We start from the raw sequence: 20,653 nt of genomic DNA on the forward strand, positions 1-20,653 counted from the left end.
GCGAGGCATGTGAAACAACCCCATCCGGCGGGATGCTAGATGGACGTTAAACTTAAGAATCCTGAAGATTATAAACATGACAGAATCTTTTGCTCAACTCTTTGAAGAATCCCTGAAAACAATTGAAACACGTCCGGGCTCTATCGTCCGTGGTGTTGTTGTTTCTATCGATAAAGATATCGTACTGGTTGACGCCGGTCTGAAATCTGAGTCAGCAATTCCAGCAGAACAGTTCAAGAACGCGCAAGGCGAACTGGAAATTCAAGTCGGCGACGAAGTTGACGTTGCACTGGACGCTGTTGAAGACGGCTTCGGTGAAACTCTGCTGTCCCGTGAGAAAGCTAAGCGTCACGAAGCATGGCTGATGCTGGAAAAGGCTTACGAAGAAGCTGCAACCGTTACTGGTGTGATCAACGGCAAAGTGAAGGGCGGCTTTACAGTCGAACTGAACGGTATCCGTGCGTTCCTGCCTGGTTCTCTGGTTGATGTGCGTCCAGTTCGCGATACTCTGCATCTGGAAGGCAAAGAGCTTGAGTTCAAAGTCATCAAGCTGGATCAGAAACGCAACAACGTGGTTGTTTCTCGTCGTGCAGTTATCGAATCTGAGAACAGCGCTGAGCGTGATCAATTGCTGGAAAACCTGCAAGAAGGCATGGAAGTTAAGGGTATCGTTAAGAACCTGACTGACTACGGTGCATTCGTTGATCTGGGTGGCGTTGATGGCTTGCTGCACATTACTGACATGGCTTGGAAACGTGTTAAACATCCAAGCGAAATCGTCAATGTGGGCGACGAAATCACTGTTAAAGTTCTGAAATTCGACCGCGAACGTACTCGTGTATCCCTTGGCTTGAAACAGCTGGGCGAAGATCCATGGGTTGCTATCGCTAAACGTTACCCAGAAAGCACCAAGCTGACTGGTCGTGTAACTAACCTGACTGATTACGGCTGCTTCGTAGAAATCGAAGAAGGCGTTGAAGGTCTGGTACACGTTTCAGAAATGGATTGGACCAACAAAAACATTCACCCGTCTAAAGTTGTTAACGTTGGCGACGTAGTGGAAGTTATGGTTCTGGACATCGATGAAGAACGTCGTCGTATTTCTCTGGGCCTGAAACAGTGCAAATCTAACCCATGGCAGCTGTTTGCAGAAACCCACAACAAAAACGACCGCGTTGAAGGTAAAATCAAGTCTATCACTGACTTCGGTATCTTCATCGGCCTGGACGGCGGCATCGACGGCCTGGTTCACCTGTCTGACATCTCCTGGAACGTTGCAGGCGAAGAAGCAGTTCGTGAATATAAGAAAGGCGACGAAATCGCAGCTGTGGTTCTGCAAGTTGACGCAGAACGTGAGCGCATCTCCCTGGGCGTGAAACAACTTGCAGAAGACCCGTTCAATAACTACCTGTCTGTTAACAAGAAAGGTGCTATTGTTACTGGTAAAGTAACTGCAGTTGACGCTAAAGGTGCTACAGTTGAATTGGCAGGCGGCGTAGAAGGTTATCTGCGTGCTTCCGAAGCAACTCGCGACCGCGTTGAAGATGCGACGCTGGTTCTGAACGTTGGTGATGAAGTCGAAGCCAAATATACTGGCGTTGACCGCAAGAACCGCGTAATCAGCCTGTCTGTTCGTGCTAAAGACGAAGCTGATGAGAAAGATGCTATTGCTACAGTTAACAACAAGCCAGAAGAAGGTAACTTCTCTAGCGCAATGGCAGAAGCGTTCAAAGCTGCAAAAGGCGAGTAATAATAACGGGGGCGGTTTTGTCCGCCCCTATACGGTAGTTTAGCTGCAAAGCTTGGAGGTAATATGACCAAGTCTGAACTTATTGAAAGACTTGCTGGCCAGCAATCTCACGTACCGACTAAAGTCGTTGAGGATGCAGTGAAAGAAATGCTTGAACATATGGCTGGAACACTAGCTGAAGGTGAGCGCATTGAGATCCGCGGATTTGGCAGTTTTTCTCTTCACTACCGTGCTCCGCGTGTTGGCCGTAATCCAAAGACCGGCGCTAAAGTTGAGTTGGAAGGTAAGTACGTTCCACACTTTAAGCCAGGTAAAGAGTTACGTGATCGTGCGAATATCTACGGTTAAGTTGTTTACAACTAATCGCGTTATTATATAAAGCTGATACGAAACGGTGCCTTTGAGGGCACCGTTTTTATTTTGGCGTTTCATTCTTTATCCCTTCTAAGCTATTCGTTATAAAAAAACTCTCTCCTCAATAATACTCCCGCACGTTCTCGCTTATTTTAGATACATCCCGCATTTCTACTGCTGATGCTGTAACAAGCTAAAACTGTTAGCGAACCTGCTCGGAACTCCTGTCATTGACACTGGCTCTATAACCCTTCCATTGCGAAAATCAGCTTGTTACCCATAGGGTGAACGGATGGCAATGAGGCTATTCGAGAGTCATAAAACGGACGGTTGTTTATCACTTTATCAATTGATCATGCAGCACTCGCTGTTATTACCGGACTTTTGCCCCTTATTGTGCTTCCTCAGCTGCCTGGAGTTAGGATTATTAGCATATTGCTGATAGTGGGAGCTCTGCTATGGGTTAGCGGCAATGTCTATTGTCAGTGGCTGACATTGGCTCTGGTGAGCTTTATATGGGGATGCTGGCAGGGGGATAACCTGTTGATGCAGATTGATCAACTCACCCACAGAGAACAGCAAGTCGTCGCCACAATAAATACCTCACACTTGGCATGGGTGGAAGGTAATAGGGTTTTATTAGATATCCAACAGGTCAATGGGAAGAGGGTATTCCCGACGATAAAGGTTACTGTAACATGGCAAAAGGGCCTAAATTACTGCGCCGGGCAGCAATGGAAGCTTTGGTTACGAATGCGAGGGGTGCATAGTTTACTCAATGAAGGTAGCTTTGATAGCCAGCGCTGGGCTATAGCAAACCGTCGCCCATTGCAGGGGCGAATTATTCGAGCTGAATTACTGGATGCGTCCTGTAATGCTCGCCAGCAAACTATCCGTATCGCTGAACAACAACTTGAACCCTATAGTCAGCGGCATATCTTGCTAGCATTGGCTTTTGGTGAAAGAAGCCAACTGGATCCGCGGTATTGGGCGCTGTTGCGTGATACCGGGACGGCCCATCTGATGGCAATTTCAGGTTTACACATAGCTATGGCGGCGTTATTTGGCGGAATATTGGCTCGTGGGGTTCAGTTTTTACTTCCCGCCAGCTGTGTTGGGCCTCTATTTCCGTTAATCGCCAGTTGGCTTATTGCAGTCATTTACGCTTGGCTAGCGGGGGCGAATCCACCGGCAGTTAGAGCTGTGACGGCATTAACATTATTGTTGCTACTTAGGCTATTTAGTGTCTCCTGTAGTGCATGGCAAATATGGCTATGGGCATTAGCGCTAATTTTGCTTTGCGATCCTCTCGCGATCCTTTCGGACAGTTTCTGGCTCTCCTGTCTGGCGGTATTTAGTTTGATATGCTGGTTTTACTGGGTCCCGCTTGCACCGCGTTTTAGAATAGGTTGGCAGGGGCTAGCTATTCGTGGTCTTCATTTACAATTAGGTATGATGCTACTGCTGATGCCACTGCAAATAGTTTTGCTTCATGGTATGAGTTTATTTTCGATACCTGCAAATCTGTGGGCAGTACCTCTTGTCTCTCTAATCACTGTCCCTTGTATCTTGCTAGCGCTAATTTTCACACTACTTCCCTCGGTTGCTGGGGTGTTCTGGTCGTTGGCTGATCTATCGTTAACTGCGGTGTTATTGCCGCTGAATCCAATGAGAATAGGTTGGCTTTATACTGGCTCGGCATCAGTTGCTATCGGGTTTAGTGGTTGGCTGGCTATGCTTATCTGGCGCTTTGCATGGTGGCGCAACTACTCCATCGGGGTCATGGTGCTTTGTGTGAATTTAGTATTATTCACCCAGCGTCGTGATGAATATCAATGGCGTGTTGATATGCTGGATATCGGACATGGCCTGGCGGTGGTAATTGAACGAGAGGGGAAGGCAATTATCTTTGATACCGGTAATCGCTGGGGAACCGGCAGCATGGCGTCCAAGGTGATTTTGCCCTATTTACGCTGGCGGGGTATTACTATTGAGCAAATTATTCTCAGCCATGATCACCAGGATCATACCGGAGGGTTAGCTGAAATTCAGGCCGCTTTTCCTATGGCTACGATTCGTGCATCTTTTCCCTTAAAAGACGATGAAAATGCTTTGCCTTGTAAGCAAGGCTTGGTGTGGCAATGGCATGGTTTGAACTTCGAAGTTTTATGGCCTCGTGAGCAGATTATTAATGCTCAAAATGACGATTCTTGTGTTATCCGTATTGATGATGGAAAACACAGTTTATTATTGACTGGTGATCTTGAGATGCGAGGTGAAAAAGCGTTGATTAAAAGTTTGCGAGCTAAATTAGCCTCAACATTGCTACAAGTTCCTCATCATGGGAGTAATACATCTTCAACACCACCTTTTCTGCGAGCTGTAAATCCGGAATTGGCTTTTGCTTCTGTTGCACGCTATAACCAATGGCATCTTCCGGCGAGAAAAGTGACACAGCGCTATCAAAAAAATAACATTATTTGGCGTGATACATCGGTGTCTGGGCAGCTAAGTGTTTATTTTTACAGCGATGGTTGGCAAATTAATGGTTATAGGGAACAATTAATGCCTCGCTGGTATCACCAGCAATTTGGCGTTGGAGGCCATAATGAGTAGAATGGGCCGCTATTTCTTCTGGTGCTGGTATTTGCATGATGAATGATAAAGATCTATCCACTTGGCAGACGTTTCGTCGCCTCTGGCCATTGATCTCTCCTTATAAGACCGGTCTCGTTGTTGCGGCGATAGCATTAATCCTTAATGCTGCCAGTGACACATTTATGCTGTCGTTACTGAAACCCTTGCTCGATGATGGTTTTGGTAAGGCTAACAGCTCAATATTAAAATGGATGCCTCTGGCTGTTATTGGCTTGATGGTGGTTCGTGGCATCACCGGTTTTGTTTCTAGCTATTGCATATCATGGGTATCTGGCAAAGTGGTGATGCATATCCGTCGCCGCTTATTCAGCCATATGATGGGGATGCCGGTTTCCTTTTTTGACCAGCAATCAACTGGTACGCTGTTATCGCGTATTACTTATGATTCCGAGCAGGTAGCTGCATCTTCTTCTGGCGCACTGGTCACAGTCGTGCGAGAAGGCGCGTCTATTATTGGCTTGTTTATTATGATGTTTTATTACAGCTGGCAGTTGTCGCTGATTTTAATCGTCATTGCACCAATCGTGTCGGTTTCTATTAGACTGGTTTCTAAGCGTTTTCGTAATATCAGCAAAAATATGCAAAGCACTATGGGAGAAGTCACCACCAGTGCAGAGCAAATGCTGAAAGGGCATAAAGAAGTCTTGATCTTCGGCGGTCAAAAAGTTGAAACCGAGCGCTTTGAAGCGGTGAGTAACCGTATGCGTCAGCAAGGGATGAAACTGGTTTCTGCGTCTTCCATTTCAGACCCTATCATTCAGTTGATTGCCTCTTTTGCTCTGGCATTTGTATTGTATGCCGCAAGCTTCCCAAGTGTGATGGAAACGCTGACCGCCGGTACTATTACCGTGGTGTTCTCAGCCATGATTGCGCTGATGCGTCCGTTGAAGTCACTGACCAATGTGAATGCTCAATTCCAACGTGGGATGGCCGCATGTCAGACATTGTTCACCATTCTGGATATGGAGCAGGAAAAAGACGAGGGTAAACTGGAAGTTGATCGTGCTAAAGGCGAAATAGAATTTCGCCATGTGACGTTCTACTATCCAGGCAAAGATACTCCAGCACTGAATGACATCAATATGCATATTGAAGCCGGTAAAACGGTTGCATTAGTGGGGCGCTCAGGCTCGGGTAAGTCAACTATCGCCAATTTAATGACTCGCTTCTATGATGTCAGCGAGGGCAGTATATTGTTGGATGGTCATGATTTACGTGATTACCGATTAGGGGCATTACGCAACCAGGTAGCACTGGTGTCGCAAAATGTTCATCTGTTCAATGATACGGTTGCTAATAACATTGCTTATGCCCGTGATGAGCAGTACAGCCGTGCTGAAATTGAAGAAGCTGCCCGCATGGCTTATGCGATGGACTTTATCAATAAAATGGAAAATGGCTTGGACACTGTTATTGGTGAAAATGGTGTCATGCTCTCCGGTGGCCAGCGCCAGCGTATTGCGATTGCGCGAGCGTTGTTACGGGATTGCCCAATATTGATTTTGGATGAAGCTACTTCGGCGCTGGATACTGAATCTGAGCGAGCAATTCAAGCCGCATTGGATGAGTTGCAGAAAAACCGGACTTCACTGGTCATCGCCCACCGCTTGTCGACGATTGAAAAAGCCGATGAGATCCTGGTTATTGAGGACGGGCGCATTGTGGAACGCGGTATGCATGCTGAATTGCTAGCGAAAAAGGGCGTTTATGCTCAGCTTAACCGTATGCAGTTTGGCCAATGATTGAGCGTATCTGGTCGGGAAAGTCTTGGCTATATTTGCTCCTGCTACCGCTGTCCTGGCTATATGGTGCCATCACTTGGCTTATCCGCATTAGTTATACTCTAGGGCTGCGCTCAGCGTGGCGCGCCCCCGTGCCTGTTATCATTGTGGGTAACCTAACTGCGGGCGGCAATGGCAAAACGCCGGTAGTTATTTGGTTGGTGGAACAGCTTAAACAGCGGGGTTATCGCGTTGGAGTTGTATCCCGTGGTTACGGTGGTAAGTCAAAGGTGTATCCATTACTGCTCTCGAACAGCACCACAACATCTCAAGCTGGCGATGAGCCAGTTCTGATTTATCAGCGTACCGCTGCCCCAGTTGCTGTCTCGCCAAAGCGTTCTGATGCAGTCAAAGCATTACTGAAATCTCATGATCTGGATTTCATTATCACCGATGATGGTTTACAGCATTATGCGTTACAGCGAGATTTTGAGCTGGTGGTAGTTGACGGGGTGCGACGCTTTGGCAATGGCTGGTGGTTACCGGCTGGCCCGATGCGCGAACGAGCTGGACGATTGCGCTCAGTCGATGCAGTAATAACCAATGGTGGTGCCGCTGCAACTGGCGAGATACCGATGCAACTGGTTGCACGGGAAGCTGTCAATTTAGCGACGGGGGAACGTTGTCCAGCACAGCAACTACAGCATGTTGTTGCGATGGCCGGTATTGGCCATCCCCCACGTTTTTTCGCTACATTGGATCTGCTTGGTATTGCTCCCAAAAAGGAATATGCCTTCGCTGATCATCAGGATTATTCATTAGTCCAACTTAGTTTGCTGACTTCCGGGCCACAAATTTTGCTGATGACTGAAAAAGATGCTGTTAAATGTCGAGCTTTTGCTCAGCCCAACTGGTGGTATTTGCCGGTAGATGCACAGTTACCTCCTGATCAAGCTGAACAATTACTGCTGAAGATCCAGGTACTATCCCGCCGTTCTGCGTAATCTCATTTAGAGACTCAGGGATGCGAGCTTCAGGGCTGCTGCGCATGCGGTGAGCGAACGTTGCTGAGTTTCTTCATATAATTGCAGTTCATCGATAACTTCAGCCCCTAAGTCGTGTTGGAAATTCTGCTTGCTAGAATGCCCCGTAAAATGACTTTTTCCTTTATTGCCTAAATTTGACTGGAAAATACCTGCAGCACTGACGGGCAGAAAATCTTCATAAACCAAAGGCTCGAATTGGATGAATCCGGCATCAATTAACTCATCTAAGGTTAAATCTTGCATTAGGTCTACTGAGGCTTTAAGGCTTTTCTCTGTCGGGAAATAGCGGAAAAAAGCAAGTTTATCAGCCCGCATTGTCGAATAATCATCCGGAAATTGGCTAAACTGCTCGCTAAGAATAGCCATATATTGCGCCGCATTTTTCTCATCCGCCGGAACATGCAGTTGATCTTGTGCCGCTTGCAGCAAACGGTCATAGAGATGGCGACCTTTCGCCGTCAGCGCCGCACCGCGCTGTTCTATTTCACCAAAACGAGCCGTGTGCTGCCCTTGAACAATTTTGCCATCAGATGATACGAACGCGACTTTTTCCTCCAAGGCTTTGAAACTGGTTTGTCGCAGCAGTATTGGGCAATGGCGTGGGGGCGGGCCCTCGATTACCGCTTTAGGGGTAATATTGTGCTTTGGCATGGCAACTTGCACTGCGTCTATATTCAGTGTTCTTGGGGTCAAGTGATTAATATGTGGCCCCTTAAAAGCAACGACATCTGCAATTAATCTATGCTGATCATGTAGTTGCTGATAAACCTCTGCACTGACAGTTGACTGATTATGCCAGCGAAATGTTTCCAGTGACTGAATAATAAAATCATCTGCCTCCTGGTTGCTCAGCCCCCCGGCGGTTTCATGCTTAACAATCAATTCAATAGCACGGGGTGTGAAAATGTTTCTTTTAGCAAGAATATCCGCAGCCCGTTGCCGTAATTGCGGTTGTTCAATCAATTCTAAACGCAGTAAAGAAGTAAAAATTCTGAATGGACTGGTTTGTAGTGAAGCCTCATGCACAGCACGAAATGCTGTAGAGTGAACGGGAACCCCTGCGGGGGCCAAGTCATAATAGCCAACTGGAAACATACCCATAACAGCAAACAAACGGCGCAAGGTTGCAAGCTCGGCGGCGGTTCCCACCCGGATTGCGCCATGTCGTTCCAGATTTAACCTTTCAATTTCACCGGTTTGACGTAAATGGCGGCTCAGTTCTGGTTGTTGCTCCATAGTTTGGCTATTTGTTTCGGCGACGAGTTGTAATAAAGCCCCGTACAACGGAACTTCAACCTGATACATATCCGACATTGCACTGGAGAATCTGGCGCGAATCTCGTCGGGTGGGACAAATGGCTGATGGTTCATAATCAGGTTGCTCCTTTGGGCCAGCTCAGGCACAAAATTGCCAAGTAATGGCGTAGATGTTCAGTTTTTATTTTAGGTTGATATCGGTAAAGTGCGGAGATCTCGCGGATAATATTGGTTTTTTATGCGTGGCATCTCATTGATGCTACTGTTTGCTACATATTCCCAGATAAAAACATGTTCCCAGATAAAATAAGTTGCATGGCGATTTGTTTTGTGAGTAAATAGCCGCCGGCCTGTGTTACAGACCTATTTATGTGTAAGAGTGTACGAGAGTAAAGCAAAGCAGTTCCTCCCAAGACGTTATCTTTTGATGCCGCTTCAAAGACGAACCTCCTAGTATCTCCGATAAGTAACTCCCATAAGTAATGTTCCTGTTGCAGACCCGCTATTCCAATGGCGTTGAGTGCCTTATGGCAGATTTATTAGTATTTGTATTTGATAGTAAAGGTAAGAATTATGTCTAAGAAAACGGGTCAGGTTAAGTGGTTCAACGAAGCTAAAGGTTTTGGTTTTATTGAACAGCATGATGGCGGCAAAGATGTGTTTGTTCACTTCTCCGCAATCGCAACTGATGGTTTCAAGACTTTGGCTGAAGGCCAGCGTGTTGAATACACCATCCAAGACAGCCCGCGCGGGCCGGCTGCTGCAAACGTTGTTGCTCTGTAATACAGAAATATAATGTTTGAATGATCTTGGAAATTGATGATGCTGATGTGTTAATCATCTCTCCGGATAGCAAAATTCTAAAGCCCGCGTTTATGCGGGTTTTTTCATATAATCAAGCTCATAGAGGTTTAATCAGAAAACTTTAGGATGGGCAACTGCATCTAAACAATAAATAAAAATGAGTTGTTAGGATGCCCAGTAAAAGGAAATTTATTATGACGTTAAAAATGGGTCGCGTGAAATGGTTCAATCAGTCCGAAGGCTACGGCTTCATTTCACCACACGACGGCAGTTTGGATGTGTATGTCAACAAGACAGCCATCGCCAACACCAAAAACAAATCACTGAGTGAAGGGCAGGACGTAGAATTCTCGACTTATCGTAGTATTCACGGGCCGTCAGCAGCAGATGTGATCGCTTTCTAAGTAAGCGGTGAGATAATCGCTTCTAAAGAAACGGCTACCCTAGGGTAGCCGTTAGTTTTTTTGCCTCTGTTCGACAGTTTTCCTGTCGCCGGGCCTTTTTTGCAGGTGCTTCTATTTGTTATTTGCGATTTAGTTGCTGAAGTTAGCAAACAGCGCAATGATTTTATGGAATACTTTCATTTCTTACTCGATGTACATAATTGTGTGATGCCAGTCACAAAATATTACTCCTCGCAATTCAACATATCAATAACAAAACCAACATTTATCACCCCGATTGTGGGTTGTATTGACTTATCTTGAGATTGATTAACATAACTCTTTGTTATCAATACCTGATCTGCGTGATGGCATCGACGCAGTTAACCTGCATCGGCGGATATGGTATCCTCGACCACTTTCCTGCTGGCTAAACTCCATTTTGGAGGTTGTATGGACCACCGTTTACTCGAAATCGTTGCCTGTCCTGTCTGCAACGGTAAGTTGTACTTCAATAAAGAAAATCTTGAATTGGTATGCAAAGTTGACAATCTGGCTTACCCGGTGCGTGATGGCATCCCGGTATTGTTAGAAAACGAAGCCCGCCCACTGTCAATTGATGAGAAACACGCATGAGTTTCATTGCTATAATTCCCGCCCGTTATGCTTCAACCCGCCTACCAGGCAAACCACTGGCGGATATCGCTGGCAAACCAATGGTTGTACATGTGATGGAGCGAGCGTTGGAGTCAGGTGCTTCTCGGGTGATTGTGGCAACAGACCATCCGGACGTGGTGACAGCGGTTGAAGCGGCGGGCGGCGAAGTGTGTCTAACCCGTGCCGATCATCAATCCGGAACTGAGCGCTTAGCGGAAGTTATCGAGCGTTATGGTTTTGCCGATGATCAAATTATCGTCAATGTGCAAGGGGATGAGCCACTGGTGCCACCAGAGATTATTCGCCAGGTTGCGGAGAATTTGGCCGCCTCCAGTGCGGGTATGGCAACATTGGCTGTGCCGATTGAAAGCAGTGAAGAGGCCTTTAATCCTAATGCCGTGAAAGTGGTGATGGATGCACAAGGCTATGCGCTGTATTTCTCGCGCGCCGCCATTCCGTGGGAAAGAGAGCGCTTTGCGCAGTCTAAAGAAACCATCGGTGATTGTTTCTTACGCCATATTGGTATTTATGCTTATCGCGCCGGATTTGTTCGCCGTTATGTTAATTGGGCACCGAGCCAACTTGAGCAAATCGAGCTGTTAGAGCAATTGCGAGTGCTGTGGTACGGTGAGAAAATTCACGTTGCTGTGGCGAAAGCAGTACCTGCAGTTGGCGTTGATACTCAAGAAGATTTAGACAGAGTTAGAGTGATTATGCTCAATAAGTAATTATTGTTCAGTTTTATACGCCAGGCTTAAAAGGTCTGGCGTCATTATTCCTGCCGTTTTATCCCATTCTATTCCGGCCCTGCTAGTTTGATTTTAATTGTGGATGTTATTTGATCTGCGTTCTGGAAATATTCAGCCCATCATCTCATTATGAATTATCTATTTCGTCAGATAATCGGACAAAGCCTTATGGAACAGCTGAAAGCTGAGTTAAGTGTCGTGCTTGGGGAGTCGATTACCCGCCTTGAACGCATCAGCGAGCAGCCCTATGCCCACTTGTATGCAATGTATAATCAGCAGGGGCAGGCAATCCCATTGTTGGCAAAGAGTTATGTCTGTCAGGGGATTGCGCAGCAAGAGGCCTATAAACTGTCAATGCTCTCGCGGGAAGGCGATATCCGCTTGCCGACGGTGTACGGTTTAGTCATGACCCACCAATCTCCTTATAAAGAAATTCTGCTGATGGAACGTTTACGTGGTGTGTCGGTAGAGGCACCCACTCGGACGGGAGAGCGTTGGAATGCCTTGATGGATCAGATAGTTGAAGGCGTATTAGCCTGGCACCGGATTGATAGCCACGGGTGTGTCGGTAATGTTGACAGCACACAAGAAAATGATTGGTTTAGTTGGTATCAGCAACGAGTTGAAGTGCTGTGGGCGACGCTGTCTAATATGAATTCACCGCTAATGACTTTGGAGGACCGGGCGGTGCTTTATCGTGCTCGGGCATCACTAAATAGACTTTTTGCCGGTTTTGACGACAATTCTGTATTGGTTCACGGCAATTTGACTTTGCGCAGTATGCTCAAAGATCCCCGCAGTGACCAACTGTTGGCGATGCTTAATCCTGGCCCGATGCTATGGGCACCGCGTGAGTATGATTTATTCCGCCTCAGTGAAGAGGGGATGCCGAGCCAGCTATTTTATCGCTATCTTAGCAAAGCGCCGGTCTCTGAATCTTTTGTGGCGCGCCGCTGGCTCTATACGCTTTGGGAACTGGTTTCCCGTTTTATTCATACCGGTAATCTGGATCGCGCTTTATTTGATAATGCCGCGAGACAGCTTCTCCCTTGGTTAAATTAATTCTATTCATCATTTTTGTTGCCCGTTAACTTTTGCCATAGTAGCCCCAATATTTCATACCAGGCGCGCTCGGAATGGCCTAAATAGGTTGCTGCCGGAATCGTGCGCTCCCAGCTATGTAATGGGGTAGTAATGGCTAACTGATTGGCTGGGGCAGGAATAGGATGCAGCCCCTTGGCAGTGAAAAATTTAATCGCTCTCGGTAAATGGTTGGCTGACGTCACCAACAAAAAAGGTTTATCACCCACTAACGTTGCGACTGCTGCCGCTTCTTCAACCGTATCTTTAGGCTGCTCCAAGGCAATAATATCTGCTGCCGGAACCCCTAAACTTTCCGCTACCTGTGCGGCCGTTTTCGCGCTGCTTTGGCTGTTCGGGCCCGCACTGCCAGTAAATACCATTTTGGCGTTGGGATGAGCGCGATATAGCCGGATCCCCTCCGTTACCCTCGGCAAACTATTTGCGAATAAATTAGCACTTGGTGCCCAATTCGGATTAAACGTGTAGCCGCCACCGAGGACAACAATGTAATCTACCGGGTCATTTCCCTGATATGTGGCGTATTGTTTTTCCAGTGGCAATAACAGGCGATCGGCAACTGGTTGCAGGCTAATAAGCAATAATGCCAGCCAACTTAGTGTAAAAAGCGTTTTGCCGCTTTTTTGCCAGCGGGTAAACCACAATAGGATTAAAGCCAGCCCCATAACGATAAGCAGAAAGGGCAATGGCATTAATAAGCCGCCAACAAACTTTTTTAGGGTAAAAAGCATAAAAACGGGAACCTTTTGGCTGAAAAAACGGCATTTGACGATGATTACGGGTCAAGAAGATTTATTCTAAGTCAGGCTGTGCCAAAATAGCAGGTTGGTAGCCATTCTTTTTGCTGTAGCCATTGATTTGCGAGTTTCTATCAAGCAAGGGCGGCAAATCAATAGTGATAGCGGAGCAAGTGTCCATGCAGGATCGCAATTTCGATGATATTGCCGAGAAGTTCTCGCGCAATATCTACGGTACGACGAAGGGAATGATCCGTCAGGCGGTGGTGTGGCAAGATATCACCGGGCTGTTAGCGCAGTTACCGCAACGCCCGTTACGGATTTTAGATGCAGGTGGTGGTGAAGGGCATATGGCTTGCCAATTGGCAGCATTAGGCCATCAGGTTCTATTATGTGATCTGTCTGCCGAGATGATCCAGCGTGCAAAAGTTGCGGCTGAAGAAAAAGGTGTGAGCCACAACATGCAATTTGTACAAAGTGCGGCTCAGGACATCACCCAACATTTAGCACAGCCCGTTGATCTGATATTGTTCCATGCGGTTTTAGAATGGATTGCAGAGCCACAACAAGTTCTGCAAATACTTTTTAATGCGCTAAACCCAGGTGGCGCGCTATCGTTGATGTTTTTTAATGCCAATGGACTGGTGATGCGTAATGCGGTATTAGGTAACTTTCAATTGGCGATACCGGGCGTTAAAAGACGTCGGCAGCGCTCGTTGTCGCCGCAATACCCTTTAGATCCCCCGACGGTATATGGTTGGCTTGAGCAAATGGGTTTATCCATTAGCGGTAAGACGGGAGTGCGGGTGTTTCACGATTACATGAAAAATAAACAGCAACAAGTTGATGAGTTTGCTGAATTATTGGCGTTGGAACAGCGCTATTGCCGGCAGGAGCCTTTTATCAGTTTGGGGCGCTACGTGCATGTCATGGCGTTTAAGCCGAATCTGAAGGACCCATTATGAGTGAATTTTCCCAGACAGTACCCGAACTGGTCGCCTGGGCGCGGAAAAATGATTTTTCGATTACTCTGCCAACAGAGCGTCTGGCCTTTCTTATGGCTATTGCTACCTTAAACGGTGAGCGACTGGACGGCGAAATGAGCGAAGGCGAGTTGGTTGATGCATTTCGTCACGTCAGCAAAGGTTTTGAACAGACCACAGAAACTGTGGCAGTGCGCGCTAATAACGCCATCAATGATATGGTGCGCCAGCGTTTGCTTAACCGATTTACCAGCGAAATGGCTGATGGCAATGCTATTTATCGCCTGACTCCATTGGGTATTGGTATCACCGATTACTATATTCGCCAACGTGAGTTTTCCACTTTGCGGTTGTCGATGCAGTTATCGATTGTGGCGCAAGAGCTGCAACGGGCAGCAGAGGCAGCAGAAGAGGGCGGTGACGAATTCCACTGGCACCGTAACGTCTTTGCCCCACTTAAATATTCAGTTGCTGAAATCTTTGACAGCATTGATATGACACAGCGCTTGATGGACGAGCAGCAGCATAGCGTCAAAGAAGATATCGCCGCGCTGCTGAATCAAGATTGGCGTGCAGCGATTGCCAGTTGTGAAATGCTTCTGTCAGAAACCTCCGGCACACTGCGCGAGCTGCAAGATACACTGGAAGCGGCAGGTGATAAGCTTCAAGCAAATTTATTGCGTATTCAAGAAGCCACTATTGGCAATGCGGGTTTAGATCTGGTTGATAAGTTAGTCTTTGATTTGCAAAGTAAACTTGACCGTATTATCAGCTGGGGCCAGCAGGCGATTGATCTGTGGATTGGCTATGACCGCCATGTGCATAAGTTTATTCGTACTGCGATTGACATGGATAAAAACCGAGTATTCGCTCAGCGTTTGCGCCAGTCAGTACAAAATTATTTTGATAGCCCTTGGGCCTTAACCTACGCCAATGCAGATCGCTTGCTGGATATGCGCGATGAAGAATTGTCGCTGCGTAGTGAAGAGGTGACAGGGGAACTGCCACCGGATCTGGAGTTTGAAGAGTTTAATGCCATCCGTGAGCAGTTGGCCGCCATGATTGAACAGGCACTGCTGGTGTATCAACAGCAAAAACTGCCGCTCAATCTGGGGGAAGTTATGCGCGATTATCTCGCGCAATATCCGCGTGCTCGTCATTTTGACGTGGCTCGTATCCTGGTCGACCAGGCAGTTCGCCTTGGTGTGGCCGAAGCCGATTTCTCAGGATTACCAGCGGAATGGCTGGCAATCAATGATTACGGAGCCAAGGTGCAGGCACATGTCATCAACAAATATTGAAGTAGTAATGCCGGTTAAGCTGGCTCAGGCATTGGCCAACTCATTGTTTCCGGCACTGGATAGCCAGTTGCGCGCGGGCCGTCATATTGGGATTGATGAGCTGGATAATCATGCTTTCCTGATGGATTTTCAGGAGCAACTGGAAGAGTTCTATACCCGCTATAACGTGGAGTTAATTCGCGCACCAGAGGGTTTCTTCTATCTGCGCCCACGTTCTACCACTCTTATCCCGCGCTCAGTGTTATCTGAGCTGGATATGATGGTGGGCAAAATTCTTTGTTATCTGTATCTCAGCCCGGAACGTCTGGCTCATGAAGGTATTTTCGCCCAACACGAGTTGTACGAAGAGCTGCTGAGCCTGGCCGATGAGAGCAAATTGCTGAAGTTCGTTAACCAGCGCTCAACCGGCTCGGATTTAGATAAGCAGAAATTGCAGGAAAAAGTACGCACCTCACTCAACCGGCTGCGCCGTTTGGGCATGATTTACTTTATGGGCAATGACAGCAGCAAGTTTCGTATCACTGAGGCGGTATTTCGTTTCGGTGCCGATGTGCGCAGTGGCGATGACCCACGCGAAGCTCAGTTGCGTATGATCCGCGATGGCGAAGCTATGGCAGTTGAGAACAGTCTGTCACTCCATGATGAAATCGATGAAAGCGACATCACCATGAGAAATGCAACGGACAGTGCAGAGGATGAACAGGAATGATTGAACGCGGTAAATTTCGCTCACTGACCTTGGTTAACTGGAATGGTTTCTTTGCCCGAACCTTCGATCTTGATGAGCTGGTCACCACCTTATCAGGAGGGAATGGTGCGGGTAAATCTACCACGATGGCGGCTTTCGTCACTGCATTGATCCCAGACTTGACCTTGCTGCACTTTCGTAACACCACCGAAGCGGGTGCCACCAGCGGCTCTCGTGATAAAGGTTTGCACGGTAAATTGCGTGCTGGCGTGTGTTACTCCACTTTAGATGTGGTCAACTCCCGCCATCAGCGGGTGATTGTTGGGGTGCGCCTGCAACAAGTCGCAGGGCGTGATCGCAAAGTTGATATCAAACCCTTCACTATTCAAGGGCTTCCGACGGCGATTCAACCAACACAAATCCTCACTGAAGTTGTCGGTGAGCGCCAAGCGCGCGTGTTGTCACTGCAAGAATTGAAAGAAAGTGTTGAAGCAATGGAAGGGGTGCAGTTTAAACAATTTAACTCCATCACCGATTACCACTCATTGATGTTTGATTTGGGTGTGATTCCAAAACGTCTGCGCTCTTCCGCGGATCGCAGCAAATTCTATCGTTTGATTGAAGCCTCATTGTACGGCGGTATTTCCAGCGCGATTACTCGCTCGCTGCGCGACTATTTATTGCCAGAAAACAGTGGGGTACGTAAAGCTTTCCAGGATATGGAAGCGGCGTTACGTGAAAACCGTATGACCCTTGAGGCTATACGTGTTACCCAGTCTGACCGTGACCTGTTTAAGCATCTGATTTCCGAAGCGACCTCCTACGTTGCCGCTGACTATATGCGCCATGCCAATGAGCGGCGCATTCATCTTGACGGCGCTTTGGTATTGCGTCGTGAGTTGCTGGCCAGCCGCAAACAACTGGTGACCGAGCAGTATCGCCATGTCGAGATGTCTCGTGAGCTGGCTGAGCAAAGTGGGGCTGAGTCTGATCTCGAAACTGATTATCAGGCCGCCAGCGACCACTTGAGTCTGGTGCAAACCGCGATGCGCCAGCAAGAAAAAATCGAGCGCTACCAAAGTGATTTGGAAGAGCTGACTTACCGGCTGGAAGAGCAAAATGAAGTTGTCGCGGAGGCCAGCGAACAGCAGGCTGATAACGAAGCGCGTGCCGAAGCCGCTGAGTTGGAAGTAGATGAACTGAAAAGCCAGTTGGCTGATTATCAGCAAGCGCTGGATGTTCAGCAGACCCGTGCTATTCAGTATCAGCAAGCATTACAAGCATTGGAACGTGCCCGTGCGCTGTGCCAGTTACCTGAACTAACGGCGGATAACGCCGAAGATTGGCTGGAAACTTTCCAGGCCAAAGAGCAGGAAGCCACCGAGGCGTTATTGCAACTTGAGCAAAAGCTGAGTGTCGCTGATGCCGCGCACAGTCAATTTGAGCAAGCCTATCAGTTAGTGGTGAGTATTGCCGGTCAGGTTAGCCGCAGCGAGGCTTGGCAAACTGCCCGCGAATTATTGCGTGATTGGCCGTCGCAGCAACATTTGGCCGAACGCGTTCAGCCATTGCGCATGCGTTTGTCTGAGTTGGAGCAGCGTTTACGCGCGCAGCAAGATGCCGAGCGATTGTTGCAAGAGTTCTGCAAACGTCAGGGGCAAGCCTATCAACCGGAAGAGCTGGAAGAGCTGCAACGTGAGTTGGAATCAACGGTTGAAGAGCTTTCTCTTAGTGTCAGTGATGCCGGTGAGCGGCGCATGGAAATGCGTCAGGAACTCGAGCAAATTAAGCTCAAAATTCAGGAGTTAACGGCGCGTGCTCCGGTTTGGCTGGCGGCACAAGATGCCCTAAGCCAACTGAGTGAGCAGAGCGGTGAAGCGCTGGAAGACAGCCGTCAAGTGACGGAATATATGCAGCAGCTGCTGGAGCGTGAGCGCGAAACTACCGTCGAGCGTGACGAAGTGGCGGCGACTAAACGGGCTATTGATGCTCAAGTTGAACGTCTGAGCCAGCCAAGTGGCGCTGAAGATTCACGGATGATTGCGCTGGCCGAGCGTTTTGGTGGCGTGCTGCTATCCGAGATCTATGACGATGTGACTCTTGATGATGCGCCATACTTCTCCGCGCTGTATGGCCCGTCTCGCCACGGTATCGTGGTGCCGGATTTGTCATTGGTGCGCGATCAATTGGCAGGGCTGGAAGATTGCCCAGAAGATTTGTATCTCATCGAAGGGGATCCGCAGTCATTTGATGACAGTGTCTTTGCCGTCGAAGAGCTTGAAAAAGCGGTAGTGGTAAAAATTGCCGATCGCCAATGGCGTTACTCCCGTTATCCCGAAGTGCCGCTGTTTGGCCGCGCAGCCCGTGAAAATCGGCTGGAAGCGCTGTATCAAGAACGTGATAGCCTGGCAGAGCGCTATGCGACGCTGTCGTTTGATGTTCAGAAAACGCAACGTCTACATCAGGCATTCAGCCGGTTTATTGGTTCTCATCTGGGGGTGGCATTCGACTCTGATCCAGAAGCTGAAATTCGGTTACTGAATACCCGCCGTGGCGAAATCGAACGCGCTCTGAACGCACATGAAGAAAGAAATCAGCAACAATGTCAGCAATTCGAACAAGCCAAAGAGGGCATTTCAGCCCTTAATCGCTTGATCCCGCTAGTTTCATTGCTGCTTGACGATACTCTGGCTGACCGTGTTGAAGAAATTACGGAAGAGCTGACAGAAGCACAAGAAGCGGCACGCCATATTCAGAAACACGGTGCGTCCCTGACAAAACTTGAACCGCTGTTGGCGGTATTGCAAAGTGATCCGCAGCAACACGAGCAGTTAAAAGAGAACTATGCACAGGCGCAGAACAGTCAGCGTCAGGCCAAGCAGCAAGCATTTGCTTTAGTTGAAGTGGTACAGCGCCGCGCGCACTTTGGTTACACCGATTCTGCGGGGATGTTGACCGAAAACTCTGATCTCAATGATAAGCTTCGTCAGCGTCTGGAACAGGCAGAAGCGGAACGTACTCGCGCTCGTGAGCAGCTACGTCAATATCAGGCGCAGTTTACCCAATACAATCAAGTGCTGGCGTCATTGAAAAGTTCATATGATGCCAAACGTGACATGCTCAAGGAGTTGAGTCAGGAGCTGGTGGATATTGGCGTTCAGGCCGATGCCGATGCTGAAGCCCGCGCCCGTACCCGTCGTGATGAACTGCATGCCGCACTCAGTACTAACCGTTCGCGCCGTAATCAGTTGGAAAAACAACTGACCTTCTGTGAAGCCGAGATGGACAGCTTGCAGAAAAAACTGCGTAAACTGGAGCGGGATTATCACCAGATTCGCGAGCAGGTCGTTAATGCGAAAGCGGGTTGGTGCGCGGTGATGCGCATGGTGAAAGATAATGGTGTTGAGCGCCGCTTACATCGCCGAGAGCTGGCCTATATGGATGGCGATGAGCTGCGTTCTATGTCGGATAAGGCGCTGGGGGCATTGCGTCTGGCGGTAGCAGATAATGAGCATTTGCGCGATGTGCTGCGCATGTCGGAAGATCCCAAACGGCCTGAGCGCAAAATCCAGTTCTATATTGCGGTGTATCAGCATCTGCGTGAACGTATCCGTCAGGATATTATCCGCACTGATGACCCAGTCGAAGCCATTGAGCAAATGGAGATTGAACTGGGCCGTTTGACCGAAGAATTGACTGCCCGCGAGCAGAAGCTGGCCATCAGTTCGAAAAGTGTGTCGAATATCATTCGTAAAACCATTCAGCGCGAGCAGAACCGGATTCGTATGCTGAATCAGGGCTTGCAAGCGGTATCATTCGGCCAGGTCAAGAGTGTGCGGCTGAATGTGAATGTGCGCGAAGCTCATGCGACCTTGCTTGATGTGCTGTCTGAACAACAAGAGCAACATCAGGACTTGTTTAACAGTAACCGTCTGACCTTCTCTGAAGCACTGGCAAAACTGTATCAGCGCCTGAACCCACAAATGGATATGGGGCAGCGTTTACCGCAAACCATTGGTGAAGAGTTACTTGATTACCGTAACTATTTAGAACTGGAAGTTGAAGTTAACCGTGGCGCTGATGGTTGGTTACGTGCTGAGAGTGGCGCACTGTCTACCGGTGAGGCTATCGGTACCGGTATGTCTATTCTGGTGATGGTGGTACAGAGCTGGGAAGAAGAGTCGCGCCGCTTACGCGGTAAAGATATTTCGCCGTGCCGCTTACTGTTCCTCGATGAAGCTGCGCGTCTGGATGCAAAATCTATCGCGACATTATTTGAACTGTGTGAGCGGCTAGAAATGCAATTAATTATTGCTGCGCCAGAAAATATCAGCCCAGAAAAAGGTACAACCTATAAACTGGTGCGAAAAGTCTTCCAAAACCATGAACATGTACACGTGGTGGGTCTGCGCGGTTTTGCAAATGAAATACCAACATTGCCATCGATACCTGTTGAGCAATGAC

17 protein-coding genes are annotated in these 20,653 nt (G+C 48.1%); 14 read left to right on the forward strand and 3 right to left on the reverse strand.

Translation table 11 applies throughout. The features are described 5' to 3' along the window. Nucleotides 1-76: 76 nt before the first annotated feature. The 5 genes from rpsA to lpxK all read left to right on the forward strand — a co-directional run bounded on the left by rpsA (nt 77) and on the right by lpxK (nt 7,487). Nucleotides 77-1,750 (forward strand): 30S ribosomal protein S1, encoded by a 1,674-nt coding sequence (gene rpsA, locus ACF3VQ_RS07815; RefSeq protein ID WP_004391091.1) that lies wholly within the window; start codon nt 77-79, stop codon nt 1,748-1,750. 63 nt (nt 1,751-1,813) lie between these two features. After that, a complete protein-coding gene (gene ihfB, locus ACF3VQ_RS07820; RefSeq protein WP_005159907.1) occupies nt 1,814-2,098 on the forward strand; it encodes an integration host factor subunit beta in 285 nt (94 codons plus the stop codon). A 336-nt stretch (nt 2,099-2,434) separates the two neighbouring features. Then, nucleotides 2,435-4,720: a ComEC family protein gene (locus ACF3VQ_RS07825; RefSeq protein ID WP_392434482.1), complete on the forward strand. Its 2,286-nt coding sequence runs from the start codon at nt 2,435-2,437 to the stop codon at nt 4,718-4,720. Between the two features lie 35 nt (nt 4,721-4,755). Continuing rightward, nucleotides 4,756-6,504, forward strand: coding sequence for a lipid A ABC transporter ATP-binding protein/permease MsbA (gene msbA, locus ACF3VQ_RS07830; protein WP_392434485.1), 1,749 nt, complete (start codon nt 4,756-4,758; stop codon nt 6,502-6,504). Beyond that, nucleotides 6,501-7,487: a tetraacyldisaccharide 4'-kinase gene (gene lpxK, locus ACF3VQ_RS07835; RefSeq protein WP_392434488.1), complete on the forward strand. Its 987-nt coding sequence runs from the start codon at nt 6,501-6,503 to the stop codon at nt 7,485-7,487. The genes msbA and lpxK overlap by 4 nt, the downstream gene beginning before the upstream one ends. 6 nt (nt 7,488-7,493) lie before the next feature. On the opposite strand, the gene ACF3VQ_RS07840 is transcribed toward lpxK, so the two are convergent. Next, entirely contained in the window at nt 7,494-8,900 is a 1,407-nt protein-coding gene (locus ACF3VQ_RS07840) for a VOC family protein (protein WP_392434490.1), read from the reverse strand. A 459-nt stretch (nt 8,901-9,359) separates the two neighbouring features. On the opposite strand from ACF3VQ_RS07840, the gene ACF3VQ_RS07845 reads away from it, so the two are divergent. The 5 genes from ACF3VQ_RS07845 (at nt 9,360) to ACF3VQ_RS07865 (ending at nt 12,441) form a co-directional block, all read left to right on the forward strand. Then, nucleotides 9,360-9,569 carry a cold shock domain-containing protein gene (locus ACF3VQ_RS07845; protein ID WP_005159934.1) on the forward strand — a complete coding sequence of 70 codons (210 nt, stop codon included), beginning with the start codon at nt 9,360-9,362 and terminating at the stop codon, nt 9,567-9,569. A gap of 215 nt (nt 9,570-9,784) precedes the next feature. Continuing rightward, nucleotides 9,785-9,994, forward strand: coding sequence for a cold-shock protein (locus ACF3VQ_RS07850; protein WP_392434492.1), 210 nt, complete (start codon nt 9,785-9,787; stop codon nt 9,992-9,994). A gap of 432 nt (nt 9,995-10,426) precedes the next feature. Further along, nucleotides 10,427-10,609 carry a Trm112 family protein gene (locus tag ACF3VQ_RS07855; RefSeq protein ID WP_002211315.1) on the forward strand — a complete coding sequence of 61 codons (183 nt, stop codon included), beginning with the start codon at nt 10,427-10,429 and terminating at the stop codon, nt 10,607-10,609. After that, nucleotides 10,606-11,358, forward strand: coding sequence for a 3-deoxy-manno-octulosonate cytidylyltransferase (gene kdsB, locus ACF3VQ_RS07860; RefSeq protein WP_392434495.1), 753 nt, complete (start codon nt 10,606-10,608; stop codon nt 11,356-11,358). The genes ACF3VQ_RS07855 and kdsB overlap by 4 nt, the downstream gene beginning before the upstream one ends. Before the next feature lie 189 nt (nt 11,359-11,547). Then, nucleotides 11,548-12,441, forward strand: coding sequence for a YcbJ family phosphotransferase (locus ACF3VQ_RS07865; RefSeq protein WP_392434497.1), 894 nt, complete (start codon nt 11,548-11,550; stop codon nt 12,439-12,441). A 2-nt stretch (nt 12,442-12,443) separates the two neighbouring features. On the opposite strand, the gene elyC is transcribed toward ACF3VQ_RS07865, so the two are convergent. Both elyC and ACF3VQ_RS07875 read right to left on the reverse strand, forming a co-directional pair. Then, on the reverse strand, nt 12,444-13,211 hold the full coding sequence (gene elyC, locus ACF3VQ_RS07870) for an envelope biogenesis factor ElyC (RefSeq protein WP_392434499.1): 768 nt from the start codon (nt 13,209-13,211) through the stop codon (nt 12,444-12,446). Nucleotides 13,212-13,272: 61 nt separating this feature from the next. After that, nucleotides 13,273-13,398 (reverse strand): hypothetical protein, encoded by a 126-nt coding sequence (locus ACF3VQ_RS07875; RefSeq protein ID WP_392434501.1) that lies wholly within the window; start codon nt 13,396-13,398, stop codon nt 13,273-13,275. Between ACF3VQ_RS07875 and cmoM the strand changes: the two genes are divergently transcribed. Genes cmoM through mukB form a run of 4 tightly spaced genes read left to right on the forward strand, consistent with a single transcriptional unit; the run spans nt 13,397 to nt 20,652 of the window. Further along, nucleotides 13,397-14,182, forward strand: a complete 786-nt coding sequence (cmoM, locus tag ACF3VQ_RS07880) for a tRNA uridine 5-oxyacetic acid(34) methyltransferase CmoM (protein WP_005159950.1) — start codon at nt 13,397-13,399, stop codon at nt 14,180-14,182. The two genes, ACF3VQ_RS07875 and cmoM, sit on opposite strands and share 2 nt — an antisense overlap. Further along, the gene (gene mukF, locus ACF3VQ_RS07885; RefSeq protein WP_013650084.1) at nt 14,179-15,501 is read left to right on the forward strand and encodes a chromosome partition protein MukF; all 1,323 of its coding nucleotides are present in this window, start codon (nt 14,179-14,181) and stop codon (nt 15,499-15,501) included. Before cmoM ends, mukF begins: the two co-directional genes overlap by 4 nt. Beyond that, nucleotides 15,482-16,210, forward strand: coding sequence for a chromosome partition protein MukE (gene mukE, locus ACF3VQ_RS07890; protein WP_392434504.1), 729 nt, complete (start codon nt 15,482-15,484; stop codon nt 16,208-16,210). Before mukF ends, mukE begins: the two co-directional genes overlap by 20 nt. Continuing rightward, the gene (gene mukB / locus ACF3VQ_RS07895) at nt 16,207-20,652 is read left to right on the forward strand and encodes a chromosome partition protein MukB (protein WP_392434506.1); all 4,446 of its coding nucleotides are present in this window, start codon (nt 16,207-16,209) and stop codon (nt 20,650-20,652) included. Before mukE ends, mukB begins: the two co-directional genes overlap by 4 nt. The last annotated feature ends 1 nt before the right edge of the window (nt 20,653 follow it).

Origin of the sequence: Yersinia fenwicki, from assembly GCF_043099325.1 — a bacterium.
Taxonomy (GTDB): Bacteria; Pseudomonadota; Gammaproteobacteria; order Enterobacterales; family Enterobacteriaceae; genus Yersinia.

Coding starts and splice junctions, on each gene's coding strand:
- rpsA (WP_004391091.1), top strand. CDS start 77: ATGACAGAATCTTTTGCTCAACTCTTTGAAGAATCCCTGAAAACAATT.
- ihfB (WP_005159907.1), top strand. CDS start 1,814: ATGACCAAGTCTGAACTTATTGAAAGACTTGCTGGCCAGCAATCTCAC.
- msbA (WP_392434485.1), top strand. CDS start 4,756: ATGATGAATGATAAAGATCTATCCACTTGGCAGACGTTTCGTCGCCTC.
- lpxK (WP_392434488.1), top strand. CDS start 6,501: ATGATTGAGCGTATCTGGTCGGGAAAGTCTTGGCTATATTTGCTCCTG.
- ACF3VQ_RS07840 (WP_392434490.1), bottom strand. CDS start 8,900: ATGAACCATCAGCCATTTGTCCCACCCGACGAGATTCGCGCCAGATTC.
- ACF3VQ_RS07845 (WP_005159934.1), top strand. CDS start 9,360: ATGTCTAAGAAAACGGGTCAGGTTAAGTGGTTCAACGAAGCTAAAGGT.
- ACF3VQ_RS07850 (WP_392434492.1), top strand. CDS start 9,785: ATGACGTTAAAAATGGGTCGCGTGAAATGGTTCAATCAGTCCGAAGGC.
- ACF3VQ_RS07855 (WP_002211315.1), top strand. CDS start 10,427: ATGGACCACCGTTTACTCGAAATCGTTGCCTGTCCTGTCTGCAACGGT.
- kdsB (WP_392434495.1), top strand. CDS start 10,606: ATGAGTTTCATTGCTATAATTCCCGCCCGTTATGCTTCAACCCGCCTA.
- ACF3VQ_RS07865 (WP_392434497.1), top strand. CDS start 11,548: ATGGAACAGCTGAAAGCTGAGTTAAGTGTCGTGCTTGGGGAGTCGATT.
- elyC (WP_392434499.1), bottom strand. CDS start 13,211: ATGCTTTTTACCCTAAAAAAGTTTGTTGGCGGCTTATTAATGCCATTG.
- cmoM (WP_005159950.1), top strand. CDS start 13,397: ATGCAGGATCGCAATTTCGATGATATTGCCGAGAAGTTCTCGCGCAAT.
- ACF3VQ_RS07875 (WP_392434501.1), bottom strand. CDS start 13,398: ATGGACACTTGCTCCGCTATCACTATTGATTTGCCGCCCTTGCTTGAT.
- mukF (WP_013650084.1), top strand. CDS start 14,179: ATGAGTGAATTTTCCCAGACAGTACCCGAACTGGTCGCCTGGGCGCGG.
- mukE (WP_392434504.1), top strand. CDS start 15,482: ATGTCATCAACAAATATTGAAGTAGTAATGCCGGTTAAGCTGGCTCAG.
- mukB (WP_392434506.1), top strand. CDS start 16,207: ATGATTGAACGCGGTAAATTTCGCTCACTGACCTTGGTTAACTGGAAT.